14 protein-coding genes are annotated in these 25,273 nt (G+C 37.6%); 3 read left to right on the top strand and 11 right to left on the bottom strand.

Features of this window, described 5'->3' with window-relative positions:
• Positions 1 to 12: 12 nt before the first annotated feature.
• The 8 genes from A3Q33_RS13310 to A3Q33_RS13275 form a co-directional block, all read right to left on the bottom strand.
• A complete protein-coding gene (locus A3Q33_RS13310) occupies positions 13 to 1,236 on the bottom strand; it encodes a FecR family protein (protein WP_231295672.1) in 1,224 nt (407 codons plus the stop codon).
• A gap of 9 nt (positions 1,237 to 1,245) precedes the next feature.
• Positions 1,246 to 2,565, bottom strand: a complete 1,320-nt coding sequence (locus tag A3Q33_RS13305) for a surface lipoprotein assembly modifier (protein ID WP_155866771.1) — start codon at positions 2,563 to 2,565, stop codon at positions 1,246 to 1,248.
• Between the two features lie 376 nt (positions 2,566 to 2,941).
• Positions 2,942 to 3,565: a bifunctional 4-hydroxy-2-oxoglutarate aldolase/2-dehydro-3-deoxy-phosphogluconate aldolase gene (gene eda, locus A3Q33_RS13300; protein WP_081180371.1), complete on the bottom strand. Its 624-nt coding sequence runs from the start codon at positions 3,563 to 3,565 to the stop codon at positions 2,942 to 2,944.
• Between the two features lie 54 nt (positions 3,566 to 3,619).
• A complete protein-coding gene (locus A3Q33_RS13295) occupies positions 3,620 to 4,555 on the bottom strand; it encodes a sugar kinase (RefSeq protein WP_081180370.1) in 936 nt (311 codons plus the stop codon).
• Between the two features lie 52 nt (positions 4,556 to 4,607).
• On the bottom strand, positions 4,608 to 5,906 hold the full coding sequence (locus A3Q33_RS13290; protein ID WP_081180369.1) for an MFS transporter: 1,299 nt from the start codon (positions 5,904 to 5,906) through the stop codon (positions 4,608 to 4,610).
• A complete protein-coding gene (locus tag A3Q33_RS13285) occupies positions 5,903 to 6,283 on the bottom strand; it encodes a cupin domain-containing protein (RefSeq protein WP_081180368.1) in 381 nt (126 codons plus the stop codon). Before A3Q33_RS13285 ends, A3Q33_RS13290 begins: the two co-directional genes overlap by 4 nt.
• Positions 6,284 to 6,295: 12 nt before the next feature.
• Entirely contained in the window at positions 6,296 to 8,488 is a 2,193-nt protein-coding gene (locus tag A3Q33_RS13280) for a heparinase II/III domain-containing protein (RefSeq protein WP_231295859.1), read from the bottom strand.
• A gap of 85 nt (positions 8,489 to 8,573) precedes the next feature.
• Positions 8,574 to 10,844 carry a polysaccharide lyase 6 family protein gene (locus tag A3Q33_RS13275; RefSeq protein ID WP_081180366.1) on the bottom strand — a complete coding sequence of 757 codons (2,271 nt, stop codon included), beginning with the start codon at positions 10,842 to 10,844 and terminating at the stop codon, positions 8,574 to 8,576.
• A 433-nt stretch (positions 10,845 to 11,277) separates the two neighbouring features.
• On the opposite strand from A3Q33_RS13275, the gene A3Q33_RS13270 reads away from it, so the two are divergent.
• Entirely contained in the window at positions 11,278 to 12,018 is a 741-nt protein-coding gene (locus A3Q33_RS13270; protein WP_081152169.1) for a FadR/GntR family transcriptional regulator, read from the top strand.
• 193 nt (positions 12,019 to 12,211) lie between these two features.
• On the opposite strand, the gene A3Q33_RS13265 is transcribed toward A3Q33_RS13270, so the two are convergent.
• Entirely contained in the window at positions 12,212 to 13,096 is an 885-nt protein-coding gene (locus A3Q33_RS13265) for an NAD(P)-dependent oxidoreductase (protein WP_081180365.1), read from the bottom strand.
• Between the two features lie 870 nt (positions 13,097 to 13,966).
• Positions 13,967 to 15,013: a recombinase RecA gene (gene recA, locus A3Q33_RS13260; RefSeq protein WP_081180364.1), complete on the bottom strand. Its 1,047-nt coding sequence runs from the start codon at positions 15,011 to 15,013 to the stop codon at positions 13,967 to 13,969.
• Between the two features lie 1,052 nt (positions 15,014 to 16,065).
• On the opposite strand from recA, the gene A3Q33_RS13255 reads away from it, so the two are divergent.
• Both A3Q33_RS13255 and mutS read left to right on the top strand, forming a co-directional pair.
• Positions 16,066 to 19,095 carry a TonB-dependent receptor gene (locus A3Q33_RS13255; protein WP_081180363.1) on the top strand — a complete coding sequence of 1,010 codons (3,030 nt, stop codon included), beginning with the start codon at positions 16,066 to 16,068 and terminating at the stop codon, positions 19,093 to 19,095.
• A 794-nt stretch (positions 19,096 to 19,889) separates the two neighbouring features.
• Positions 19,890 to 22,451 (top strand): DNA mismatch repair protein MutS, encoded by a 2,562-nt coding sequence (mutS, locus tag A3Q33_RS13250; RefSeq protein ID WP_081180362.1) that lies wholly within the window; start codon positions 19,890 to 19,892, stop codon positions 22,449 to 22,451.
• A gap of 802 nt (positions 22,452 to 23,253) precedes the next feature.
• Here mutS and A3Q33_RS13245 read toward each other — a convergent pair.
• Complete coding sequence (locus A3Q33_RS13245) at positions 23,254 to 25,161, bottom strand: SurA N-terminal domain-containing protein (protein WP_081180361.1); 1,908 nt, start codon at positions 25,159 to 25,161, stop codon at positions 23,254 to 23,256.
• Positions 25,162 to 25,273: the final 112 nt, after the last annotated feature.

Genomic DNA, 25,273 nt, shown 5'->3' with positions numbered 1-25,273 from the left:
TAATCCTAAAGTTTATGGACGAATAGTAAATGAGCCGTCAGCATTAACTGCTGGGTTATTAATTTCTTGTAAGCTAAAACCACCACGAATTTCATCTAAACCATTGATGAAACCTGCAGAAATAATACCATCGGCTTTATTATTACCGTGTGAAGCGAAATTAATGCCTAGGTCAAGTTGATCAATATTAATCAGCCCTGAATACGCGGCAAACCACTCTCCTTGGCTATCAGAAAAACTCAACGTACCACCTGGGACTGAAGCATTATCAAAGTCAATTGCCATAGTCATAGTAAAATCGCTAACTTGTCCAACACTGGAATTTACCGTGCTTTGAATTATGTTGTTATAAGCAAGCGTTCCTGTGCGTTCAGCTATCAACTCTTCAATTGGTAAACCGTTAATTCCTTGCCATTCTGACTCGGTATATACATCGTTATCGCCAAGGCTGTCATCATTTTCAAGTGTATCCGAATTGAGCGGGCTTTCGCCTGAATCAACAATTAAGGCTTGTGATGATTGCTCACTGTCGCCATTTTCATCTGTATTTTCATCTGTATTTTCATCTGTATCTTCAGATAATGTATCGGAATAGCCTAAAGAGATAATAGCCGGTGCCTGAGTCATTCGTGTAACTTGACCTTGAGCATTTACAGAGGCAAACGCGAAGTCTTCCGAACTGCCTAGTGATAAAATACTGTTATCATTTAATTCAACATCAATATTACCGCTATAAACAGCGAAAAAAGTATCTTTACCAACTACTTCCACAGCAAAGTGTGTACCACGAATACCAATACTGCCTACAGGTGTTTTTACTTGGTAATCACCGCCAGACTTTTTAATAAGACCACTGATAGAACGTAAACCACCGTTAACCACTTCTAAGGTTGCCGATGCTTCACCCGCTTCAGGGTTATATTTATACTGGCTGATCAAAATTTCTGTATTTTCTTTTAAGGTAATTAAACCACCATCAGACATACTAAACTGAGCTTTACTTTTATTACCTGTGGTAATGTTATCGACACTGAATATTTCAGAGCGCCGTTTCAGTTTTCGCTTTTCTTTGCTGGCTTGATCAAACGCTTCAACCATACCTTTGGCTAGAATCGTTTTACCCGCTACATCACTTGCATGTAACGTGTGGCTAATACTCATCACCAATGTAAAAACACTCATAAGTTTAATAGTTTTAAACATTTTTTTGTTATATAAAAACTTTACATTATTCATAGTTTGCTCCTAAAAGCTCATACGAGCAGATAAATTAATTTCAGCCCGTTGATAGGAAAAAAGTGCCAAGTTACTATCTTTATCTTGCATGTTAGCGCTTAATTGATAAGACCATCTTGTGGAGTCTTTATATAAAATTGAAGTACTAAACAGCCACATATCATCAACTTGTTTTTCTAAAAAAAACGGATGTGGATGCTGATAAGCTTGATGCTGATAACTGATATTTGCACTTGCTAACCAATGTTGATTGATAGCAAAATTCGCCATATAACTAATAGCACTAGTATTTTTACTATTATGTTGGCTTTCAACGAATTGGCTTTCTTCTTGTGAATAAACCACTGAAAGTGCATGTCGCCATCTTTGCATAATATACTGAGCCGATAATTGTATTGAGGCGTCATCCGTGTTTAGTAACCGATTAATGTCATTTTTCGACTGCCCAACAAAAGCCTGAGTAGAAAGAAGCCACTGCTTATCAATAGTTTTACTTAGACCAAAGGTCGCGCCATATTGTGTCCGGTAATAGCTACCATCTAACCAAAGCGGAACAGCTCTAACGCCAGCGCTAGCACTGAAAGCGTCAAAATCCTTTTTATATTGCAAATTAGTACGGACTGAAAATCGATTATATTCAGAGTCATTGCTGAAGTAATGTAACTTACTGGTACCTGAAAAGGTTAGTTTAGAGGTTTGAGTTAATGCTTTGCTTCCCATTAACTGATAACCCAGTGCTAAAAAACTGTCGCTGTTTTCTTTACTGTTTTCAGATAATGGAATGTCTTGATCTAAAAAAGGCAGAAATATATTATCTTCGCGGGTACCAGCATTTATATTTGAATCGTACCCTACGTTCACATCCACCGACTGTACAATAACTAAAGATTGCTGTTCTAAAGCCGCATCAGAAATGTTTTTAAGGTTTGCAGCAGATGCTTTTAATTTAGGAGAAATAGTTTCTGCTTGGCTTAATGACTGGGTTATTTCGATAGCCCCATGATAGTTTTTCATTGTGTAATAAGCGCTAGCAAGATAATACTGGGCGTCTAACCAATTAGGCTGATTAGCGACTACACGTTCAAAAGCATAAACTGCACGTTCATTCTCTTGTACTTTCAGGGCAGCAAGGCCGTAGAGGAAGTCAAAATCAGCATCGCCTAAATGCACGTTCTCAAGTTTTGTTGCTAATTGCCAAGCACTTGCACTTTCATTGTTTTGGATTTTTTGTTTTAATTGCGTAAAAGCACCGTTGTCTCGAAACGTTTTAGCATCAATTGCTTCACTGGTGAGCAACAACAAGAAAATAACTAATAGAATTCTCTTCACTCTACCTTCCTAGTCTGAATAAAATGATTACTGTATTCAAACTTAATATAGCTGTAAATGCAATATCTTTGTAACTTCAACTTAATTAAAACAGCAAAAAACAGATGTAATACATTGCTGTATAGCTATATTCAATGGCTTTTACAGCCATATTCAAGCGTAAACACTATATGTAACCAAACAGGTTAATTGTTACAAAAAATAACCTTCAACAAGTATTAAAACCACAAAAACTACAGATCAATTTTTGAGTTTATGAGTTTATGAGCTTTTGAGCTTTTGAGCTTTTGAGCTTTTGAGCTTTTGAGCTTTTGACAGGATAATATACGAGAATAAGCCAAAGTTAGGTTTTCTTAGCTTATTCTCGTGATTAGTTTTAAGCGATATCTTGTGCAGCTTTACATGCAGCCGTAATTTTCGACCACTCTTCATTTGCAACCCATTCAGGGTTAGCAATCCAAGTTCCACCAACAGCAAAAACATTAGTTAACGATAAAAATTCATCTTGATTTTTTTCGTTAATTCCGCCGGTAGGACAAAAAGAAATATCTTTAAAAACTGATCCCATCGCTTTTAAAAATGGTGCGCCACCAGATAATGAAGCGGGGAATAATTTTAGCTCGGTATAGCCAAACTCTCTTGCTAAAAGTATATCCGAACTATTCGACACGCCCGGCAACACTGGAACCTTACAGTGTGCTAAATGTGTTAATAAGCTACTTGAGATGGTTGGGGTAATAATAAAGTCACTACCGGCTGCAAGCGCTTGCTGTAAAATGTCAGCGTCGAGAACCGTACCTGCACCTACTTTTAAATCTGGCAGTTCAAGTTTAATGGCTTTAATAATATCAATTGATGCTTGCGTTCTCAGTACCACTTCAACCAAACCGATACCGGCTGTAGCCATTGCTTTCGCTATTTCTAGCCCTTGAGAAACTGAGTCTGCTTGAATTATAGGCAGCAACTTTTGCTTTCCCATTAGGGTCGAAAATAATGTCATGAGTTTTCCTTTTGAAGATGTTTAAAATTAATTAACCCAACAAAGTGATGGTAATTAACTTACTATAAATTTTTGATATGCTTGTTTATCTACAATGGCGCCTTTGTGCTGTATAACAAACCCAGCGGCTTTTGATGCTAAGGCTATTGAGTCACTTACTGAGAACCCTTTAATACGTGCGCCAAGATAAACACCATTAAATGAATCGCCTGCTGATGTTGTATCAACTACGTTTTTAACCGGCGTTATAGCAAATTTAAGGGTCTCGCCATTAGCCACCACTAAAATGCCTTGCTCACCATTTTTAATAACTAATTCATTGACACCAAACTGCTGACAATACTCGTTCACTTCTTCGGCGCTTATCATGCCAAATAATTGTTCAAAATCGTCAACGCCCGGCAGTGATAAATCAGACTTTTGTAAGGCTAGCTCAAACTGCACTTGAGCTTCTTTAGCGTTACTCCATAAGCGAGGTCGATAGTTAGGGTCAAATACTATTTGTACTCCCCCAGCTTTTAATTTATCAATTAAAGCCCAGAAATCAGCTCTTGCTTCTGGCTCTATAACCGCCAAAGAAATACCTGAGAAGAAAAACATATCTCCTTTAGATAATTCGCTAATCGCATCATCATTAATATGTTGCATAACTTGGCGAGCAGCTGAGTTTTCACGCCAATATGAGAAGCTACGCTCACCTTGATCGTCAAGTTGTATCGAATATAGGCCAGGAATTTTTGTTGCTGATTTATAAACAAAATTAACGCCAATATTTTCACTGGTAAAATATTCGATCATATCAAGGCTAAATTGGTCTTCACCCACGGCGGTAACTAAATGCACGTTCAGGTCAGCGAAAGTGCGCTTTAGATACACTGCAGTGTTAAAAACATCTCCAGCAAACGATTGTTTCATTGTCTTCGATGACTTCTCTTGAGAAGTAGTCATCAATTCAATCATACATTCACCGAATAAAAAAATGTTCTTCATTTACATAGCCTTTTTAACTTTAATTGAAATTTATCGATCATTAATTATCGAATTACTTAGCTTTTAATGGCTCAATTTTTGGAATAAGAATCCAAACTGCTGCCATGGCGATAACCGCTAATGATGCACCAATAACGAACGCTGGAGTATAATTACCGTCAGCAGTTAAAAATGGTACCAGTGCTGTTAAACCTAAGGCACCAAGTTTTGCAGCCATACCCGAGAAACCTGAAAGCGTACCAACAGATTTTTTACCATAGAGATCACTAGGTAATGTTTGCAGGTTACTAATAACCGTTTGGAAACCAAATAAAATAACCGCCATAATCATTACCGCTGTAGTCGGTCCACCTGGACTTGCCATCGCTAATAACGCGGGTAGCATAATCAAACAACCTAAGGTAATGGTTAATTTACGTGTTTTATCTACATTCCAGCCTGCTTTTATACGATTTTGTGCGAGTAGACCACCAAACCAAGCACCTAACATGGCCCCAACATAAGGTACCCAACCATAGATACCAATAGATTTAACGTCCATGCCGTAGACTTCGTTCAGATAGATCGGGATCCAGAATACAAATAACCACCAAATAGGGTCAATCGCCGCAGAAGCAATAATAACGCCCCAGCTTTCTTTACGAGAAAGTAACTCACGCGTTGTAGGATTAAACTCTTCTACTTCCTCTTTAAGCGCTGTAGTGTCTGTATCTCGTTGGCCTGTTAAAATATAAGCACGCTCTTCGTCAGTAATCCAAGGATGAGACTTTGGTGGAGCTTTCACCAATATTATCCAAGGTATAAGCCACAATAATCCAACTAAACCTATAACGACAAAGACCATTTGCCAGCTAAAATACACCGTCATGTAAGCCACTAACGGAATGGCAATAATACCGCCGATAGCAGCGCCTGAGTTAAAGATACCTTGGGCTAAAGCACGCTCTTTGGTTGGAAACCAATCAGCATTACTTTTAGCGGCTCCAGGCCAGTTCCCTGCCTCTGCCACACCTAAAATTGCGCGGAAGATACTAAAACTAAGCACTCCTTGAGCAAATGCGTGAGCAGCTGTTGCCAGTGACCAAACACCAATAGATAGCACAAAACCTACACGAGTCCCTACCCAGTCAAATATTTTGCCAAATATAGCCTGACCAAAGGCATAAGATAATATGAACACCATGGAGATATTGGCATATATTTGCTTACGTTCAAAAGCCGATTCATCTGGGAATAAGTCTTCTACAATGTCAGGCCAGAGGACGGCAAGCGCAGAACGATCAATATAATTAATAACGGTAGCTAGCGCTATTAAAGCAATAACCCACCAACGAAGATTTCTAATTTTCATGCGCTACTTTCCTTATTATGAATATGATCAAAAGCACCTTCTTCGACAAAGTCTTCGCGAGCAGGGCTAAAAGTATCGATTAAAATACCGCCGGTTGGACATGTAGCACCGTGGTCTGCATGTGGCGCCATAAAACAGCTATCGCCTGGTTTTAATATTTTGGTTACGCCATCAATGTTAAAGTGAAATTCCCCTTCAACCACATAAGTAACTTGCGAATGTCTGTGTGCGTGGTTGTAACCAATAGCACCTTTTTCAAACCAAATTTTAACCGCCATAACCTCATGGTTGTAACCTAGCATTTGACGCTTCAATCCACCGCCGATATCTTCAATTTCTGCTTCATTACCTAATGTAAAATTTTCACTTTGACTCATGACTGACCTCTACTATTTAATGTTGAACAATTTAAAACGGCCATCAAATTGATATTTTGAGCCATTAAATGAAAATGTGTTTGATTGATTGCTTTTAATTTCATCAGTGCTATTAAACGCTAATAAATAATGCTTATTGCCACTAAGAATAATTTCTACTAAATCTATATTATTAATTTTTTGATGTGTTAACTGTTGTACTTTACTTACCGCTGCCACGGTGAATTCTTTTGACGGGTTATATTCACCATGCGGTTCTAAAACGCTAACAAAGGTATGATTCTTAGTTTGGGTTTTACGATTAATAAAGGCATTTTCATTGCGTAAATTAAACAGCGGATCATTTGCACCTATTTGAGTAAAGATGATTGAAGCATCGCCATCCATAATTGACGAACTTGTATAAAATCTACCATTGTCATTTAACCATGTTATTTGTGATAAACCGGCCTTTGGTTGAGCTTGTGCTTTCAACCATAAATGTTGGTAACCATTTTCTGTACCTAGCACAGGTAAACTGGTTAAATTGGTGGCTAAATCAAAGTTTGTGCTAATTAAATGACCTTTATAGTGAACAGGTAAATCATACTGGTGCGCTTCGTTAGAGTTAACATCAAAAACGTCAACGACCAATGACTGTTCTGGGTCTTTATTGTTCAGCATAGGTAAGTTAATTAATGCCATCGTACGCTTTAAAGATACCCCTTTATAAGTGCTGTCAATTTTAGCTGAACTGATAGTGACATTATCATTTTTGGCAAAAAACAATAATTCTGGGTGGTTCGCATTACCCATTTTTACACTGGCATTAAAGTGCGTCGTTTCATCAACAACTACCGTGTTATGCGCGACCGTTTGTTTAGCCCAAGTATCATTTTCTGGTAAGTATCGGCCACCAAACTTTGCTTCTACATTTAAGAATCTTGCTGCGCCATAGTCTGAAACTATTTCTGCACCTTTATCGTAAAACTGCCAAGTAAGCTTATCGAAATGTCCATGACCTAAACCTTGCGCAGCAGGCTTGAACAATACCGCCTGTTCACCACCAACGTTTTGACGCATAACAACAAGCGCACCTTGCTTACCGTCGTTGCCATCACCAAAAGCTACCGACTTAAACTTATAAGGTGTATCTAAGTTTTTATCTAGCGCGTTTGCTACCTTTAGGCCATCACCGGTTAAAATAACTTGGTCTTGTTGTCGAGCAATATCAAGTAACGATGAATCTTGAGTGAGTCCATAAGCAATTGTGACACCATTAACTAATTCAATAGTATCAATGCCTTTACTTTTTATAGCATCGTTTATCGGGAAGAAAAGCTTGTTGTAACTTAGCTGAATAGTAGTATCGATAGCCTTTAAGACAATGCCATCGCGATATTTAAAAATATTGCGTTCTGGTTGATTGGTTTGAATTGCTTTCGCGAAGGTAACAAATGGCATTAACGCATAGCGCTGATAATAAGGACCTTCGTTGTAATAACCTTGTGGTGAAAACAACTCATCAAGTTGTCTTAAAAAGCCACCAGTACCTGACTTATCTAAACCATAAAGTGCTTGTTCAACCCATTCTTGTTCACCAAGCACATAACCTGTCATACCAACAGCTGCGGTAGTCCAGGTACCGTGATTATGTACTTTGTTGAATGTTTCAGGCGACTCTACTGATAAAAACTTAACCACTGGGCGAAATAAGCCATTTTCTATTTCCTTTTTTTCGTTCGCGGTTAATGAGCTTAAAATCAGGTCGTACGCTTGGCTGGTATACACTAACCAAACAGCTTCGTTTAAACTTTGCCAAAATAATTTACCTGGATTCTGTTTACCCATTTTTCTTTTTGGGTGCAAAGGTAAAGTCGGATAAAGCTTGGCATATTCGAGTAACATGTCACGCACATAACGGGCATATTTTTCATCTTGAGTTAATTGATAAACAATACCGGCGTCGTACATTAACTTATAGTTTTTCTTGTGACGTTCATGCGTGTAGCCACCGCCGCCATCTGCTGGTAAAGGTACGGTGATCACTTGTGCTATTTGTTTATCGACAGATAATTTACTCGCCACAAAAGCGTTCGTAAACTGTCCATCTTGTTGAATAGCGCCTCGCATCTCTTTCACATCAGCTGTGCTGATTACTAGATTAGGGCTTGTCCTAGCCATTACCTTAGTACTCGCCAACGACGTAAACATAGCCATAACCATAGCGATAAAAAATAAAGCTCTGCTAGTTACATTTAATGATGAGAAAGCAAATACTGTTTGATTATAGTTTTTCATAACGTAGCTCTTATTTAGATTGCTTGTTGTTTGATAACACAGCAGTGTGTGGACCTAATGCATGCAACTCTTTCACGCTAGGCGATGCAGTTTTCTTAAAGACGTTGTTTTTAACCGCTGTGATAGGCTCACCCACCGTATGCTCAATCACAATATCTGCGGTATTATTAAAAGTATTATCTTCTACGTTAGTAACCTGAACACCATGTAAGTAAAGACTTGAAGCTGACTTATTGCGTTTGCCTTTACCACTATTTTTAATGGTATTCTCAAACATGGCTAAATGTGGACCAAAAGTACTTTCATCCGTACCACCGCGATATAAATTAACTAAAGCACCTTGCACATTATCAAAGGTATTATTTTTCAAAATTACATATTCAGCGTTATAAATACCTAAGTCCTCAATCTCTTTATTTAGACGCAGGAAATCTCCAGTAATATTGCTAAAATGGTTATCCGTTAATTCAATATAGTCAGCAAATGAGCCATTGCCGGCATCAAAAAAGTGGAATGAATGATTGATATCTAGTGCATCTACAGTGCTATTACGCATAACAAAACGGTAATTATCTACCATGCCCCATTTTTTAGTACGTACTAAGGTATTTCCTGAAGCATCAGGACTGCTGTTACCCGTAATATTTAAACCATCGATAGTTAAACTGCCACCATCAGAAATTTGGAATAAAGTAGAACGTTGAAAAGTAACGATAGCCTTCCCCTGATGTTGCGCCTTAATCGTTAACGTTTTATTAATATCAATCATTTTTCTAGCTTCATATTCGCCATCGGACAATATAAGTACATCACCATTGTTAGCAGCAACCACGGCATTAAATAAGGCGTCATCTTCGGCTTTAACATGAATAGTTTTACCTGATTCAAAAGCGACTAAATTATCAGTTTTTGCGTACCAACTCGGACCTGTAGCTGACTTTAAAGTAGGTGTTAAATTCTTTTTAGCGCTTTTACCTGCAAGTGTCGAAGATACCGGGTAAAGTAAACCATTTTCAGCTCGTTTGAGTTCAATGCTTTGTTGATTAATACCTGACGCCAATGATTTTAATGCAACAGTATTTGCTACATTACCTTTAAATTGAATACCACTCACATCATCAAATAGTGTAAATGGCTGTTGACCATCAACATTGAAAATTAAGTTATTTTGTATCGTTGAACTAATAGGTACCGCACTTCTCTCGGCATCACTGCCAGCGGCAAGTTGAATATGTTTTACATTCACAAAAGTATTATTTTCGATTAATGCGTTTTCAACTTGATGATAACGATTAATCGATGAATTAGGTACGCCATTCATTACGGTAAAGCCACTACCAAAACGATAGCCTGTTAGCCCTTCAAGGTAGTTATTACGAATGATTTGATTTTTATTTATAACGCGAATACCGCCAGTGTGGTCAACACCATTGCCAAGGAAAACATTCTCTTCAATTAGATTGCCATTACCATGGCGTAAGGTCAGTGTGCCTCTTGATTCGAAGAATACATTATTACGAATTTCATTTTTACCTGATTTAACTGAGATTATTTCTACCTCACCATCACAACGATCGAAATAGTTATTTTCAACCACCGTAAATGAATTCGATAATGAGTAATGACTGGTCCCTATGCGAAGTGTTTCACCGCCATTAGAGCCAAGAATAGGACGAGGACCAAAATAGTTATGGTCTATTTTATGATGATTTTCTTGGCTTTCTTTCGTATTTAGACGAACAGCAACCGTGACACCTTTATTTCGTTTGCCGCTTAAATAGTTATGATCTAGGCGATTATATTGACCATATATAGCAACCCAATAATCAGATTCACGTTTATCTGGATTACTAAAATTATCAATAACAACCTCAGTAACTCGTGAATGAAAGGCAAGATTATCATTAGTACTTCTAAACGCAATAACAGCGCTACTAGGCGTAAAACCATCTTTAAAAACAAGGCCAGATACAAGTAAGTGCTTACCTGCTAGACGAAGATTAGATTGTCCAGTAAGGAAAACCTTACCTTTAGTTTGAGCTTCTAGTGAAATCGGCTTATCTTTTGTACCATTGCCTTCAAACAAAATTTCAAAATTATTATAAGTGCCGTTAGCCAATATAACTTTATCACCTGCTTTAATTTTTTTAAGTGCCTTTTTATATGAGGCTTGGTCATCAACCAACCATTCTTTAGCAAAAAGTGGCTTGGTAATTAACGCTAAGCATAATGTTATGGTGAGACAACATAGTAAGTAGGGTGATAATTTTGTTTGCTGCATAAAATAACCTATGAAATTAAAGTTTAAAATTTGACGTTTTATTTATAAATTTTAAATTACGCCAGCATATTGGTATTAATTAAACCGTGCCTACCTAAATAAGTGTCTTACCACCTTTAGCATTTATGGGCCGTGTAGCGCCTTTTCTGATGCAATAAATAGCTCACGCATTACTTCCAAATAACAATCAATTCAATTTAACTGATCTTAATACCAATTGTCAACCAAATCACATTACCAGATAAAGAGAAATTGGTAATAGTAAAATTAAACTTTTTTGCATAACAGGTAAACCATAATTATATTTACCTGTAGACCAAAATAATATATAACTGGATAAAGCCAAGGCTTATTAGTTTTGCCATAAGCCAGAGAAAACGATATCATTAGTGATAGACGTCATTACTTTAATAAAGTTAGCTAAGGAAAATATATGGGCAGCAACCGCAGGCTGTTTTGGGGTATTGTAGATAAAATAGAAGCTTTAATAGATTCTGGAATATACTCCCCTGGTAGTCGTTTACCACCAGAAAGAGAATTAGCAGAAACTTTTAAAGTCAGTAGACCTACAATTCGTGAGGCTATAATAGCTTTAGAAGTTCGAGAAAAAATCGAAGTAAAAACAGGCTCAGGCGTATATGTCTTGAAGCCGGTTAACCAATTAATAGGTTCTAATAAGCAAGTTAACGCTTTTGAAGTTACTCAAGCACGCGCATTAATTGAAGGTGAAGTTGCTGCCATTGCTGCGACAACAATTACCGAAGATGAACTAGCACGTCTACACCAAACCTTAGTTGATATGGAGAAAGGCGAATTTATTGCTGAGGCCGATAAAGAGTTCCATCAAATTATTGCCAATGCTACCCGCAATAGCGCGATGATTTTATCCGCCCAAAACCTTTGGAAGCTGCGCTCTTCTACGCCCGAAATCATAAAAGATTATGACAGTGTATGTAGTAAAGATAATTCTAAAACTCTCGCTGAGCATACCGCAATATATCAGGCTTTAAAGTCTGGTGACTCTACCCAGGCAAGACTTGCTATGCATGGTCACTTTAACCGCTTAATAAATGCCTTGTTTGATGCTGTAGAGTTAAGAGCTTTAGAAGAAATTAGGCAAAAGAATAGCGAAACTCGTGGGCTTTACTCAATCCCCAACCCTGTCGATATTTAATTCATATTAACTTATTGTATAATAAATAAAAAAGGCCTTTTATAGAGGCCTTTTTTATTAAATCAATCAAACTAGAATCTGTGTATCTACCCGTTTCTTTATAACCCTATTACATTACAACTGTTTTACAGTCGCTAATGGTAATAATACCAAAGCGCCTAAGTAAGCCCTTTGGTATAAAGTTACTGTCGAATTACTTCTCTAATGTACTATTGAAGTAATCAAAAATAACTGGCACATCGTTTTGACCAAGACCAGCATCAACAGCAGCTTGTAGATTAGCAGAAGTACCTTGAGCAATTAAAGACTCACCGCCTAAATCTGAAACCATTTGGTTGAAATAACCAAGATCTTTGTTTGCGTTCGCAACAGAGAAACCTAATTTTTCTTCACCGTCTACGGCATAGAACTTAGTGAACTGCATGAAAGGAGAATTAGAAGGTCCTGCAGACATAATGTCGAATAATTGTTGACCATCAACACCAGCAGCTTTAGCTACAGCAAAAGCTTGTGACATGGCAGTAACGGTAGTCATTCCAATAAAGTTATTGATCAACTTAGTTGTGTGGCCTGCACCAAGAGCACCAAGATAAAATACATTTTCACCTTGCTGTTCTAAAACGGGTTTAACTTTATTAAATGTTTCCTGATCGCCAGCAGCCATAATGTTAAGTAAACCATCCTTAGCGTGAGCAGGTGTGCGACCTAAAGGAGCATCAATCATGCCAGCGCCTTTTTTCGCAAGGTCAGCACCAATTTTACGAGTAGAATCCGGAATAGAAGTACCGAAGTCAATTAATGTTTTGCCTTCACTCATACCAGCTAAGATACCATCTTCAGCATAAACAACTAACTCAACTACTTTTGAAGTAGTTAGGGCAAGCATTACAATATCGCTTTTTTCAGCCAACTCTTTACCTGAAGTAACTTCAGTAGCGTTACCACGAGCTATAACTTTTGCAACAGCATCTTTATTAAGATCCATTACGTTTACTTGAAAACCACGAGTTTGTAAGTTTTCAACCATGTTACCGCCCATGAGACCAAGGCCGATGAAACCTATGATAGGTTTTGTCATATCTAACTCCTAAAAATATTAGTGTTTGTTTATCTGAGAGCCAACATTGATCACCTCATTAGGCGCCATGCTAATTTTTTTGAGTAAATAAGGCTAAATCAATTATGTCTTAGATTAATTTCGGGTATACAAACCTATCGACTAACCTTAAATTCCACTCATTAATAATTTTGGTATAAACACTTACTGTTAAAACTGCATCTATACAAACTTATTGTTTAGAAACACTCAAAACAATAAGGAACAACCAAATACTAACCAAAACAACAATAACTGTCAACCAATCAATAGCTATTGGTAATAACCTGCACTTCAGCCCTTTATGGCAATTGGTTGTATGTGGTTTGAGTTTACTTCAACACTGGCTGTTCATTACTTTACTTACCACCTACTTCTTGCGTTAAAAATACTATTAAGCATTTGTTATAGTAGATATAAAAATATAACAAAACCAAACAAGCCTAAGTATTAACTCGTCAAATTTACGTTAAATTATATTTATTTAAATCATTCAATTAAGTGGCTATTGGTAATACCGAATTATATTTATCACCATCAATAAATTAAATAGCCTATTTTATTTCTAGGAATAAAGGCAAAAAACAGTCCTGCATTTTAATAATTAGTTGTTCAGGCTAATATGTTCCTGCATTGCCTAATAAGCGGTATCCATGCCGTGGTAATGATTAAATAAATGCCCTATCTGTTGATTATTTCAGCCAATAAGAATAACTAGGTAATGAGTGACGTTGGTAAAATGACGACATAGCAACATTATGATTTTTGGCTGAAAATGATGACAATACTTTTATTCGGGACAAAAAAAAGCCACTTGGCAGTGGCTTTATCATTAAACTTTATACTGAGCTATTATTTAGCTACAGCTTCAACTTTTGCTTCAGCTTTTGTTTCAGCTTCAGCGGGTTTTGTTTTAGGCAACAATAATTCACGTAAGCGCGTATCAATTTCTTTTGCTACTTTAGGGTTTTCTTTTAGGTATTTAGCTGCGTTAGCTTTACCTTGACCAATTTTATCACCTTTATAGCTATACCAAGCACCGGCTTTTTCTACCATTTCATTTTTAACACCTAAGTCTACTAGCTCACCTAAGCTGTTAATGCCTTCGCCGTATAAAATTTGAAATTCAACTTGTTTAAATGGTGGTGCAATTTTGTTTTTAACCACTTTAACACGGGTTTCGTTACCGACTATTTCATCACCATTTTTAACTGCGCCAATACGACGTATATCTAAACGAACTGAGGCATAGAATTTTAATGCATTACCACCTGTTGTAGTTTCTGGGCTACCAAACATAACACCAATCTTCATACGAATTTGGTTGATAAAGATAATCATGGTATTTGACTGTTTCAAGTTACCGGTAAGTTTACGCATAGCTTGTGAAAGCATACGTGCTTGAAGGCCCATGTGTGAATCACCCATATCGCCTTCAATCTCAGCTTTTGGTGTTAAAGCAGCAACCGAGTCAACTACGATAATGTCAATAGCACCAGAGCGCGTTAACATGTCACAAATTTCAAGCGCTTGTTCACCAGTATCTGGTTGAGAAACTAATAACTCGTTAATATTAACACCTAGTTTTTCAGCATAGATTGGGTCAAGTGCATGCTCAGCATCAACAAAGGCACAAATTTTACCATTACGTTGCGCTTCGGCAATAACTTCAAGTGTTAGTGTCGTTTTACCACTCGATTCTGGACCATAAATTTCAACAACACGGCCAAGCGGCAAACCACCAGCACCAAGTGCGATATCTAAACCTAATGAACCTGTTGAAATTGTTTCAACGTCCATGCTGCGGTTATCACCCAATTTCATAATTGAACCTTTACCAAATTGGCGTTCGATTTGGCTTAAGGCAGCTGATAATGCTTTTTCTTTGTTATCGTTCATTTGTTGCTCCAGAATGATTTAGGTGCTTAATTCGTTTAATTGAGCAAAGTATACTGTATAGTCGTACAGTATCAAGTTTTTTATTGATTTATTTATTTTTCAACAAAAAAATAACCTACAGGTACTTTTATACCATTAAAATATAACGGCTTTTTTAACAAATGTAACTTTCAATATTTTTAGTGTAAAAAGTTACTAATACGATTAGACTGCTAGTTACATCGTATTTCACTTGTTAGTATAATTATATTTGAAAGTTCTCTATGCTGGTTAATCAATTTAATTGCACCCTACCGTTTATATTGTCACTTTAATCTAGTAATTTACTTACACAGTGTTGATTTAATTAGATAGTAAAGCGCTGTTATTAAAAAGCCTTAACCACTTATCGAAGCATCCAAAAAATCAAAGTTTCAGTATAAGCTTTAATCTTTTTGTACCTCCTAAAATTATTACAATGAAAGCCGGCTTACCACGTTCCTTAACTGTACAACTTCATAATATAAACTTCTGACTACATTTTTAGTGTCGAAAAAACACAATTATTTTCTTCTTATTCACATACCTATGAATAAGAAGAATTAATACAACACCACAACCCTTGGTCGACCAATTAACAATTTAAACGAAAAAACATGGCTATATATCGAACTCATTTAGACCGTTAAAATATATAGATAACAAAAATAAACATAAAATTGGAATAAAAAATTTACTTTAATGTAACTTAATAATTTTCAATAAAATCAAAAAAAATAGAATTAAATCTATAATTCAGACGCTTACCGACAACCAATAGTAACCATTAGCCAAAAATAAAACCATAACACAATAATTGGTAATACAGATTATCATTATTAACACTTATTTTGTATTACCAAATGATTGACCTTTTAGGTTTTTATTGTAACTATCTATGGTAATTCTTTTTGAGTACTTAATATTTTACTTTTAGGGAGTTTGCAATTCTAGAGGACGACTTTATTAACTAAAGATGTGGCTTTTGAGATGTTTGCAAAATTAATTTCAAAAAAACTACACAGGGGAAATCTATGAGACAACAATTATCTAAAATAACCTTAGCGGTGCTTTCAGCTACCTCGCTGACTTTTGCGGCTTCGGTAAGTGCACAAGAAGCAGAAACAGAAGCACAAGCAAAAAAATCAGTTGAAGTAATTCAAGTAACTGGTATGCGAAGCTCGCTTACCAGTGCACTAGCTGAAAAGCGTGATACGGCTAATCTAGTCGAAATTATCATGGCTACAGATATTGGTAAACTGCCTGACCAAAACCTTGCAGAGGTTCTTGAGAATGTTACTGGTATTCAAATTACGAGAACAGCTGGTATTGGTACCGGCGTTCAAATCCGTGGTAGCAACTCTAACCGCGTTGAAATTAACGGTGCGTCTACTGTAGGCTCAGGTGCTGGTCGTAGTGGGATGAATTTTGAAGATCTTTCAGCTGCTATTATCGCTGGTGTTGAAATAACCAAGTCACCAGAAGCTAAAACGACTGAAGGCTCTGTAGGTGGTACGGTAAATTTACGTACTATTCGCCCGCTTGAGTTAACTGAAACATTAGGCTCTCTTCGTGTACAAGGTGAAGATAGCAGCTTAACGACCGACGGTGTTCAACCAAGAGTATCAGGTGCATACGGTGATAATTGGGAACTAGATTCTGGTAAGTTTGGTTTTGTTATAAGTGGTAGCTACGCTAAACAAGAAGCCACCTCTTTCCGCCCTCGTGTTGATCGCGACGGTAGCCTTGTTGAAAATAGAAACGCTGTTGTTACACGATACAACAGCGACGGTAACCCTGTTGTAGAAGATCAGGCAACTAAAAGACCTGCGGCTCAAGACTTCGATTTTCTTGGTATTCAATTCCTGAATCAGGAATTAGAAAATTTTGAATATGAAACGACAAACCTTGCGACAACGTTTGAATTTGCTCCTAACGACAACATGAAGTTTTTCTTCGATGCGATTATTACCGACCAAGAGCGTCGTCAAGAAAGTACACGAGTTCAAGGTTCAGGTGTGTCCAGCGTACTTAACTATACTGTGCCAGATGAGTTTGAAACCATAAACTTTGGCTCACTTGATGGTGTAAACCTTGGTAGTATTCAAGCCGCAAGTAGAGGCACAATTCAGCCAATAAACTCGGTTGATGACGACGATCCGAATTTGCGTTTTAATAGTGATACAGGTGCCCGTGTTACCGATACGCAAGTATTTAGATTAGGTGGAGAGTGGCAAGGTGATAACTTATTTGTAAGTGCTGAACTTTCAAGTGCAAGCTCTGATACGGTTACACCATCTTTAAACACACAATTGAACTTTATTAATCCTAACCCGCTTACGCCACTTGATGGCTCTAGTAATGATAACAGTGTGCCATTTATTTATGACTTAACGGGTAACTCGTTGGCATTTGGTATCGATTTTGCTTCGCCATTCGCACCAACTGTTGCAAATCTACTCGATCCTAATAATGTGGTATTGGATCAAGTAGATATTAGTAGAAGTACTACTGAAAATTCAGAAGATGCATTTCGTATAGATTCTACATATTTTGTAGATGATAACATTGTAACTTCTGTTGACTTTGGTTACCGCTATAACATAACCAAACATGAATCTGTTTCAATATCTGATCGTATTGGTGGCTTCAGTAAAATGGTTGATAGCCCAAATGGCGCTTTATTCGCAGATCTTCTTGTTGCCGGGCCTAGTCACTTCGGTGATGCAGATGGTCGAGAATTAGCACTTCGTAACTTCTTAATTGTAAACCCAGATCTTGCGTTCAATGATCCAGACGGTGTAATAGAAACATTAGAAGCTGCACTTGTGGCACACGGTGGCAACCAAGATTTTGCTGACCTTACACCTTCAGATACAGCTGCCTTCACTATTGAAGAAAAAACGCATGCTATATATGCACAAGCAAATTTTGAGTATGAAATGATCCGCGGTAACATCGGTTTGCGTCATATATCAACAGATATTGAATCAATGGGTAATACGGTAGTCAATGGTAGTGTGTCGCCTACAACAAACACAGGTGATTATAGCTATACGCTACCTCGCTTAAATTTGGTTGCAGACGTACATGATGATGTTGTTCTTCGTTTAGGTTGGGGTAAAGATATTCTTCGTCCTAACTTTGGCGACTTAAATACTTCAGTTTCATTTGGTACTAACGAAAATTCATCAATAGAAATTGGTAATGCAGCCCTTGAGCCTGAAGAAGTAACCTCATTTGACCTTTCAGCTGAATGGTATTTTGCAGAAGCGGCAGTTGTCAGTATCGGTTATTTCAGTAAAGAACGTTCTAACTTATTTGTTAACAAGTTAGAAAGTGCAATCATTCAAGCAAATGGCTGGAGAGAAGCTGGACCTACATGTGCTGGTGGCGGTATTTATAACCCTGCTGTTCAGCCAAATGCAATTGGCGATCCTAACACTACCGGCTTGTGTGTTGATGTTGAAACTAAACTTAATGATTCAGCTAAAACAACGCAAAAAGGTATTGAAATGGCTATTCAATATGACCTTTCAAGCTTCGAAGATGATTTAGGTTGGGCATCAGGATTTGGTATTGTAGCTAACTATACTATTCAAGAGTATAGCGGTGGTTCAGCTTTTTACACCTCAGCAACTCGTGGAACAGACATCTTTAATGCAATAAACGGCGTTTATGATAGTGCACAGTTTGTCGACGTAACATCAGACCGAGGTCTACTAGATTTCTCTGAAGACGCTTACAACATTGCGGTTTACTACGAGAAGTTTGGTCTTTCTGCTAGATTACGTTACACATGGCGTGATGCGTTCCGCACAGAAGATACTGCTGCGGGTGCTAGCTTAAACTCTACGTTAGGTTTCCCTGTTGTTACACATGCTAGAGGACAACTTAACGCCAGTGTAAGTTATGACGTGAATGAAAACTTAAACCTTGGCCTTGAGGCTGTTAACTTAACAGAGTCAGACATTACACAATCTTGTGTGAATGAAGGCGCTATGCTTTGTTCTCAAGGTATAACAGACCGTCGTATTACTTTTGGTGCTAGCTACAGATTCTAAGCGGTTAACCATTGGCGCTTCATCATTTAGTGTGAGTGCCAAGTTTAAATAAATAGTATTTAGCATATAAAGTTAAGCTTATTCAAAAAAAAAAAAGCCATATCGTAGTCAATGAACTCGCATATGGCTTTTTTATTGCTTGGAATGCATCAGCCTACTAACTTTACCTTCAATAATTACTGCCAAATTGATTAATAAAGTTCTCTACTTTTTCATGAGGAATAATGGATAATGACAAGGCATAAAATTTACTCAGTAGCTATTCTACTTATAAATTTTATAACGCCGTTGTTATTCATTTTAACTTTTAAAAATGAATAACTAATTAATCAACATGGTATAAGCTTTATATTTAACCAAACAACTTCAATATCAAAAACGAGAATACCTGCTTGGTTAGACATAAAACCCAAATTAATAACCTCTTGGCTTTATAGGCACTACCAGCGCAGTTAAATTAACAACAAAAAAATCAAAAAAAACACTTATCGACCTGGTAATAGCCAAAATAATTTAGCGATAAATTCCTCTTTTAAGCTTCTTTTCAGGGAGCGTTGAAGATGATTTTCTGTTAATATCTTTTTTAATTATTGGCATACTTAGCCTGTTATCTAACCCCTGTTGTAAACTATTACCGCTTTAACCTAAGAATAGCGCCATATACAGTCTCCACTAGCAATCTAGATAAATGACGACTCTTTATTCGCTATGAAAACATTAGATAATGTAGAATAAATATATCAACAAAAAATACACAGCTTTAGTGCACAACTCAACCGATAAAAATATAAATAATGAATGAATCAGAACTTGCTAAACACACCCCTATGATGCGTCAGTACCTGACCATTAAAGCCGAATTTCCTAATATTTTAATTTTTTATCGTATGGGCGATTTTTATGAACTATTTTTTGATGATGCAAAAAAAGCCTCTGATTTACTCGATATTTCATTAACCGCACGTGGCAAAACTGGCGGTAATGCAATTCCTATGGCCGGTGTGCCGTATCATGCGGTAGATGGTTATTTAGCTAAGTTAGTAAAATTAGGAGAGTCAGTCGCTATTTGCGAACAAATTGGTGATCCGGCCACGAGCAAAGGTCCGGTTGAGCGTAAGGTTGTGCGTGTAGTTACCCCTGGCACCGTTAGTGATGAAGCCCTACTGAGCGATCGACAAGATAATTTAATTGTTGCGGTTCATCAAACACCGCAAGGCTTTGGTCTAGCTTATTTAGATATGACCAGTGGCCGTTTTGTTTTAGTGGAGCCTAGAACGGAAGAGCAAGTTCAAGCCGAACTGCAACGTTTATCTCCGGCTGAACTGTTGTACCCTGAATCATTAGTCGCTAGTAATATTATTGTCGGCCGCAAAGGATTACGCCGACGTCCCGATTGGGAGTTTGATTTAGAAACCAGTAAAACCCTGCTTAATAAACAATTTGGCACTCGGTCATTGTCAGGTTTCGGCGTTGAAGACAAACCATTGGGTATCGCAGCAGCAGGCTGTTTATTTCAATATGTAAAAGATAGCCAACGTACTGCCATGCCACACATTAGGGCCATTATTGGTGAAAGTGCTTCTAGTGCGGTAATTCTCGATGCAGCCACTCGCCGAAATTTAGAATTAACGCAAAACCTACAAGGTGGCAATGAAAATACCTTAGCGGCAATTCTTGATAAAGCAGCTACACCAATGGGCTCTAGATTACTTAAACGATGGTTACACTTTCCACTGCGCGATCTTACGGTTTTAAATAACCGTCAAGACGCGATTGAAGAGATACTACAGCAAGATTTATCGTTTGAACTTAACGCTAATTTAAAGCCATTTGGTGACATTGAACGTATTGTGGCGCGCATTGCTTTACGCTCTGCCCGTCCTCGCGATTTTGCACGGTTACGTAATGCCTTAATGCACTTACCTGATTTGCAAGCACTTACCGCTAGCTGTTCACAAATTCACTTAGCCGCCTTGATTAAACAATGTCAGCCAATACCAGTAACTCAAACCCTATTAGAACGTGCGATTGTTGAAAACCCACCAGTATTAATTCGTGACGGTGGCGTAATCGCCCCAGGTTATAATGACGAATTAGATGTGCTACGAGATTTAAGCGATGGAGCAACAGAGTTTTTAGCGCAACTTGAAGCGCGCGAAAAAGAACGTACCGGTATTCAGTCATTAAAAGTTGGCTACAACAGAGTACACGGATTCTATATTGAAATGAGCCGAAGCTCAGCGATTGATGTACCCGACGATTATATTCGCCGACAAACCTTAAAAAATAACGAACGCTTTATTACTAACGAGTTAAAGCAACATGAAGAGAAAGTGCTCTCTGCACAAAGTAAGTTCCTTGCCCTTGAAAAACGCTTGTATGAAGCGTTATTTGACCAAATATTACCTGAGTTAGAAAAACTGCAACTACTCGCACAGTCGTTATCTGAAATAGATGTATTAACGACCTTCGCTGAACGTGCACAAACGTTAAATTATGTTAAACCAGTACTACAAGAAGACAGCGGTATTGATATAGCAGAAGGTCGACATGCTGTTGTTGAACAAATGACCACTGAACCTTTTATTGCTAATCCGGTTGTACTGAACGACACTCGAGAAATGTTGATTATTACCGGTCCTAACATGGGCGGTAAATCGACTTATATGCGTCAAACTGCGTTAATTGTATTATTGGCACACATTGGTTGTTATGTGCCAGCAAGTGCGGCAAAAATAGGTATGGTTGATAGAATATTTACTCGTATCGGTGCTTCTGATGATTTAGCCAGTGGTCGTTCAACCTTTATGGTAGAGATGACTGAAACCGCCAACATTTTACACAATGCTACCCATAAAAGTTTAGTGCTATTAGATGAAATTGGTCGTGGCACCAGTACCTACGACGGTTTATCACTGGCTTGGGCCTGTGCTGAAATGCTAGCAATAAAAACTAAAGCGTTCACCCTGTTTGCTAGTCATTATTTTGAATTAACCTTACTGGCTGAACAAATTGATACCTTGGCCAATGTCCACCTAGACGCAGTCGAACATGGTGACAGCATTGTCTTTATGCACACAGTACAAGAAGGCGCTGCTAGTAAAAGTTTTGGTTTACAAGTCGCACAACTTGCCGGTGTACCAAGAAGTGTTATTCAACGAGCAAAACAACGCTTAGCTGAGCTTGAGAACATGCAAACCCCTTCGGTGATGACGAATGAACCTCAAGCTTTTGAGCAGTTATCCTTGATGGATAATAACCACCCTGTTGTCGATGAATTAAGCTCAATAGATGTGAACGATTTAAGCCCGAAAATGGCCTTAGACTTACTGTATAAATTAAAAGAGTTAATTTAAGAAAGTTTCTCGATTTAAGTAGCCTTTCTATGCAGCGAGTATATTTACTACCCGCTGCAATTGTTTACTGGCTTATCAGATTAGTTTTTCGATTTAAGCTTGACGGACTGAAGTTAGGCCGGCATAAATAGACTGATTTTCAGCCTTGCTATCTACAGGCACTAATATCTACAATCACTACTATCTACCAGCACTACACATGCAGAAAAGTTAAGATTATGACTTAAAATGATGTCGTGAAGTCGTGATGTAATATACAAACCACCAATTGAAATGAATACTCCCTTCAAAGTGCCCTAGACCTAAAATACACCTGCCTTATAGGCCGTCACAAGTCATTTATTTAGATGAACCTGCATGACTTAATAACTTACATCGATGTAAAAACATAACGCCACAGCATAAGTGAACCCTATTACGTCGACGCTGGTGCTTAGTCTTAGTCTTAGTCTTAGTCTTAGTCTTAGTCTTAGTCTGGAACAATCAACATGTGTTCTTGAATATTTCCCATGACTAAAAATTTATGAATTATACCAATTTGATTAATTAAATGATCTCTTTTCATAAGGAAAAATGGCTAATGACAAGGCATAAAATTTAATCAGTAGTTATGCTACTTATAAATTTTATATCCCGTAATTGTTCATTTTAACCATTAAAAATGAACAGATACTTAATCAACTTATGGTATTACTCAATGCTATTGCTGTTAAACGCTGAAAACAAAAAACCAGCCTATTGGCTGGTTTTATATTTTAAGCTTTATTAGCTTATATTACTTATAAGTAGTACTACTTATAAGCTAGTATTGGGTTGTAGGAGCTTGTACTTTTCGGCGTACAATTTCTGCACCTACTTTCAACGATTCAACGTAGCTTAAATAAGCTGCTTGTGCCAATTGTTGAGTTAACTGCTGCGACAAGTTAGGTGAGTCTTTAACTTCACCTACATTGACAGATTGCACTTCAAGTAACGCTAAATTACCATTGCTCAGGTTAACTGTCGTTGCTGATACTGCATCTTCACTAGGACGAGGTAACTTAAAGGCTTCGCGAGCTAAGCTAGCGTCTAAACCACTTCCAACACGTGTAACCGCTGTTTTAACTTCCATAGTCGCGCCAAAACCTGCTAATTGCTCAGTAATATCGGTACCCGATTTGAATGCGACAAGCAATTCATCTACAACAGTCTGTGCTTTTTCAGAGGCTTTTTTCGCAACAAGCATACTTTGAATTTGACCGCTGACTTCAGTAAGCGGTTTAACACTTGCGTCTTGGTATTTATTTAAGCGCATTACAATAGCCAAACTGTCACTAACTTCAACAATATCTGAGTTTAATTGTTCATTAATAACAATATCAGAAAAAGCTGCATCTACAACGCCGCTAACATCGAAAGGTGCTGCATTCGCACCGCGAGTTAACCAGCCTGAAGTTTTAACCGTTGCATTTATGGCGCCTGCTGCGTCATCTAAACTGTCAGGAAACTCAAAACTTAAACGAGCGACTTCTTGTTGAAGTTCAAAAAACTTATCTTGCGCTTTTTCATTTTTAGCTTTTGCCACAATAACATCACGCACTTCAGCTAAACTTTGTACTTTTTCAGCCTTATAGTCCGTTAATTTAATGATGTGAAAACCAAAGTCGGTTTTAATTACGTCACTAACACTACCAATGCCATTTAATGCAAAGGCTGCTTCGTCAAATGCGCTGTCCATAACACCGGCCTCAATCCAATCTAGATCGCCGCCGTTTTCACCACTAAAGGTATCTGCTGAATGTTCTTGTGCTAATTCAGCGAAGTCTTCACCGGCATTAATTTTAGCAAGTAACGCCTCTGTGCTGGCTTTAGCTTTAGCTTCGTCATCACCAAACTCAATTAGAATGTGGGCAATTCGACGTTGCTCTTCATCACGATATTGACTGATGTTATTTTGATAATATGCTTTAACATCTGCATCTGTTAACACGACTTTACTAGCGATAGTTTCAACATCAAGCGTAATGTAGTTTACTTTCACTTGTTCTTGATTTTCAAAGCGCGATTGATTAGCTAAATAATAATCATTAATTTCTTCATCGCTTAATTCGATAGTTGCTTTAAATTGCTCTGCATTAATAGTTGCAAAACGAATATCACGCTGTTGATTTTGTAAAGCAGTAAACATATCTTCTTGGTACGGCAGGCTAAACTCACTTGCAACCAATGCTTGTGTTAATTGGCGACGTGTCATTTCAGTGCGTAAGTAGTCACGAAAGTCAGATGATTGATAAAAACCAGCTTGATTAATCATGGCTAAGTAACGGTTGTTGTCAAAAACACCGTCAACTTGAAATTCTGGCATATTTCGAATAGTGCTTTTAATACGCTGATCTGCCACTCGAATAGCTAGTGCCTCAGAGTTTTGATCAACAAGCTTTTGGTTGATTAAGTTATCTACAACCCCATTACGAAAGTTACTCATGTAACTCGGGTCAGCTGATAATGTTTCAAACATATCACCAAATTGCTGCGCCATACGATTACGCTGTGCTTGATAAGCTTTATTAAACTCATCTTGTGATATTTGTTCACCATTAACATCAGCTACTGAAGTATCAACTGAATTGTTGTAACTACCAATGCCGGCTACAGCGAAGGTTAAAATAATAAAACCAAGAATAATCTTAGCGGTTAATCCTTGAGAGCTTTCGCGAATATTTTCTAACATCTTTATCTCTTTACACGAGGGTATTGTACTTTCCGCGCGACTTTAACTGCGGTATTAATTTACCGCTATTATGCGTTACAATCATTAAACAGCCGTTAACCAACTAAAGTAA

The organism is Colwellia sp. PAMC 21821, assembly GCF_002077175.1.
Classification (GTDB): Bacteria; Pseudomonadota; Gammaproteobacteria; order Enterobacterales; family Alteromonadaceae; genus Cognaticolwellia.
This window is presented reverse-complemented; position numbering and strand designations above follow the sequence as displayed.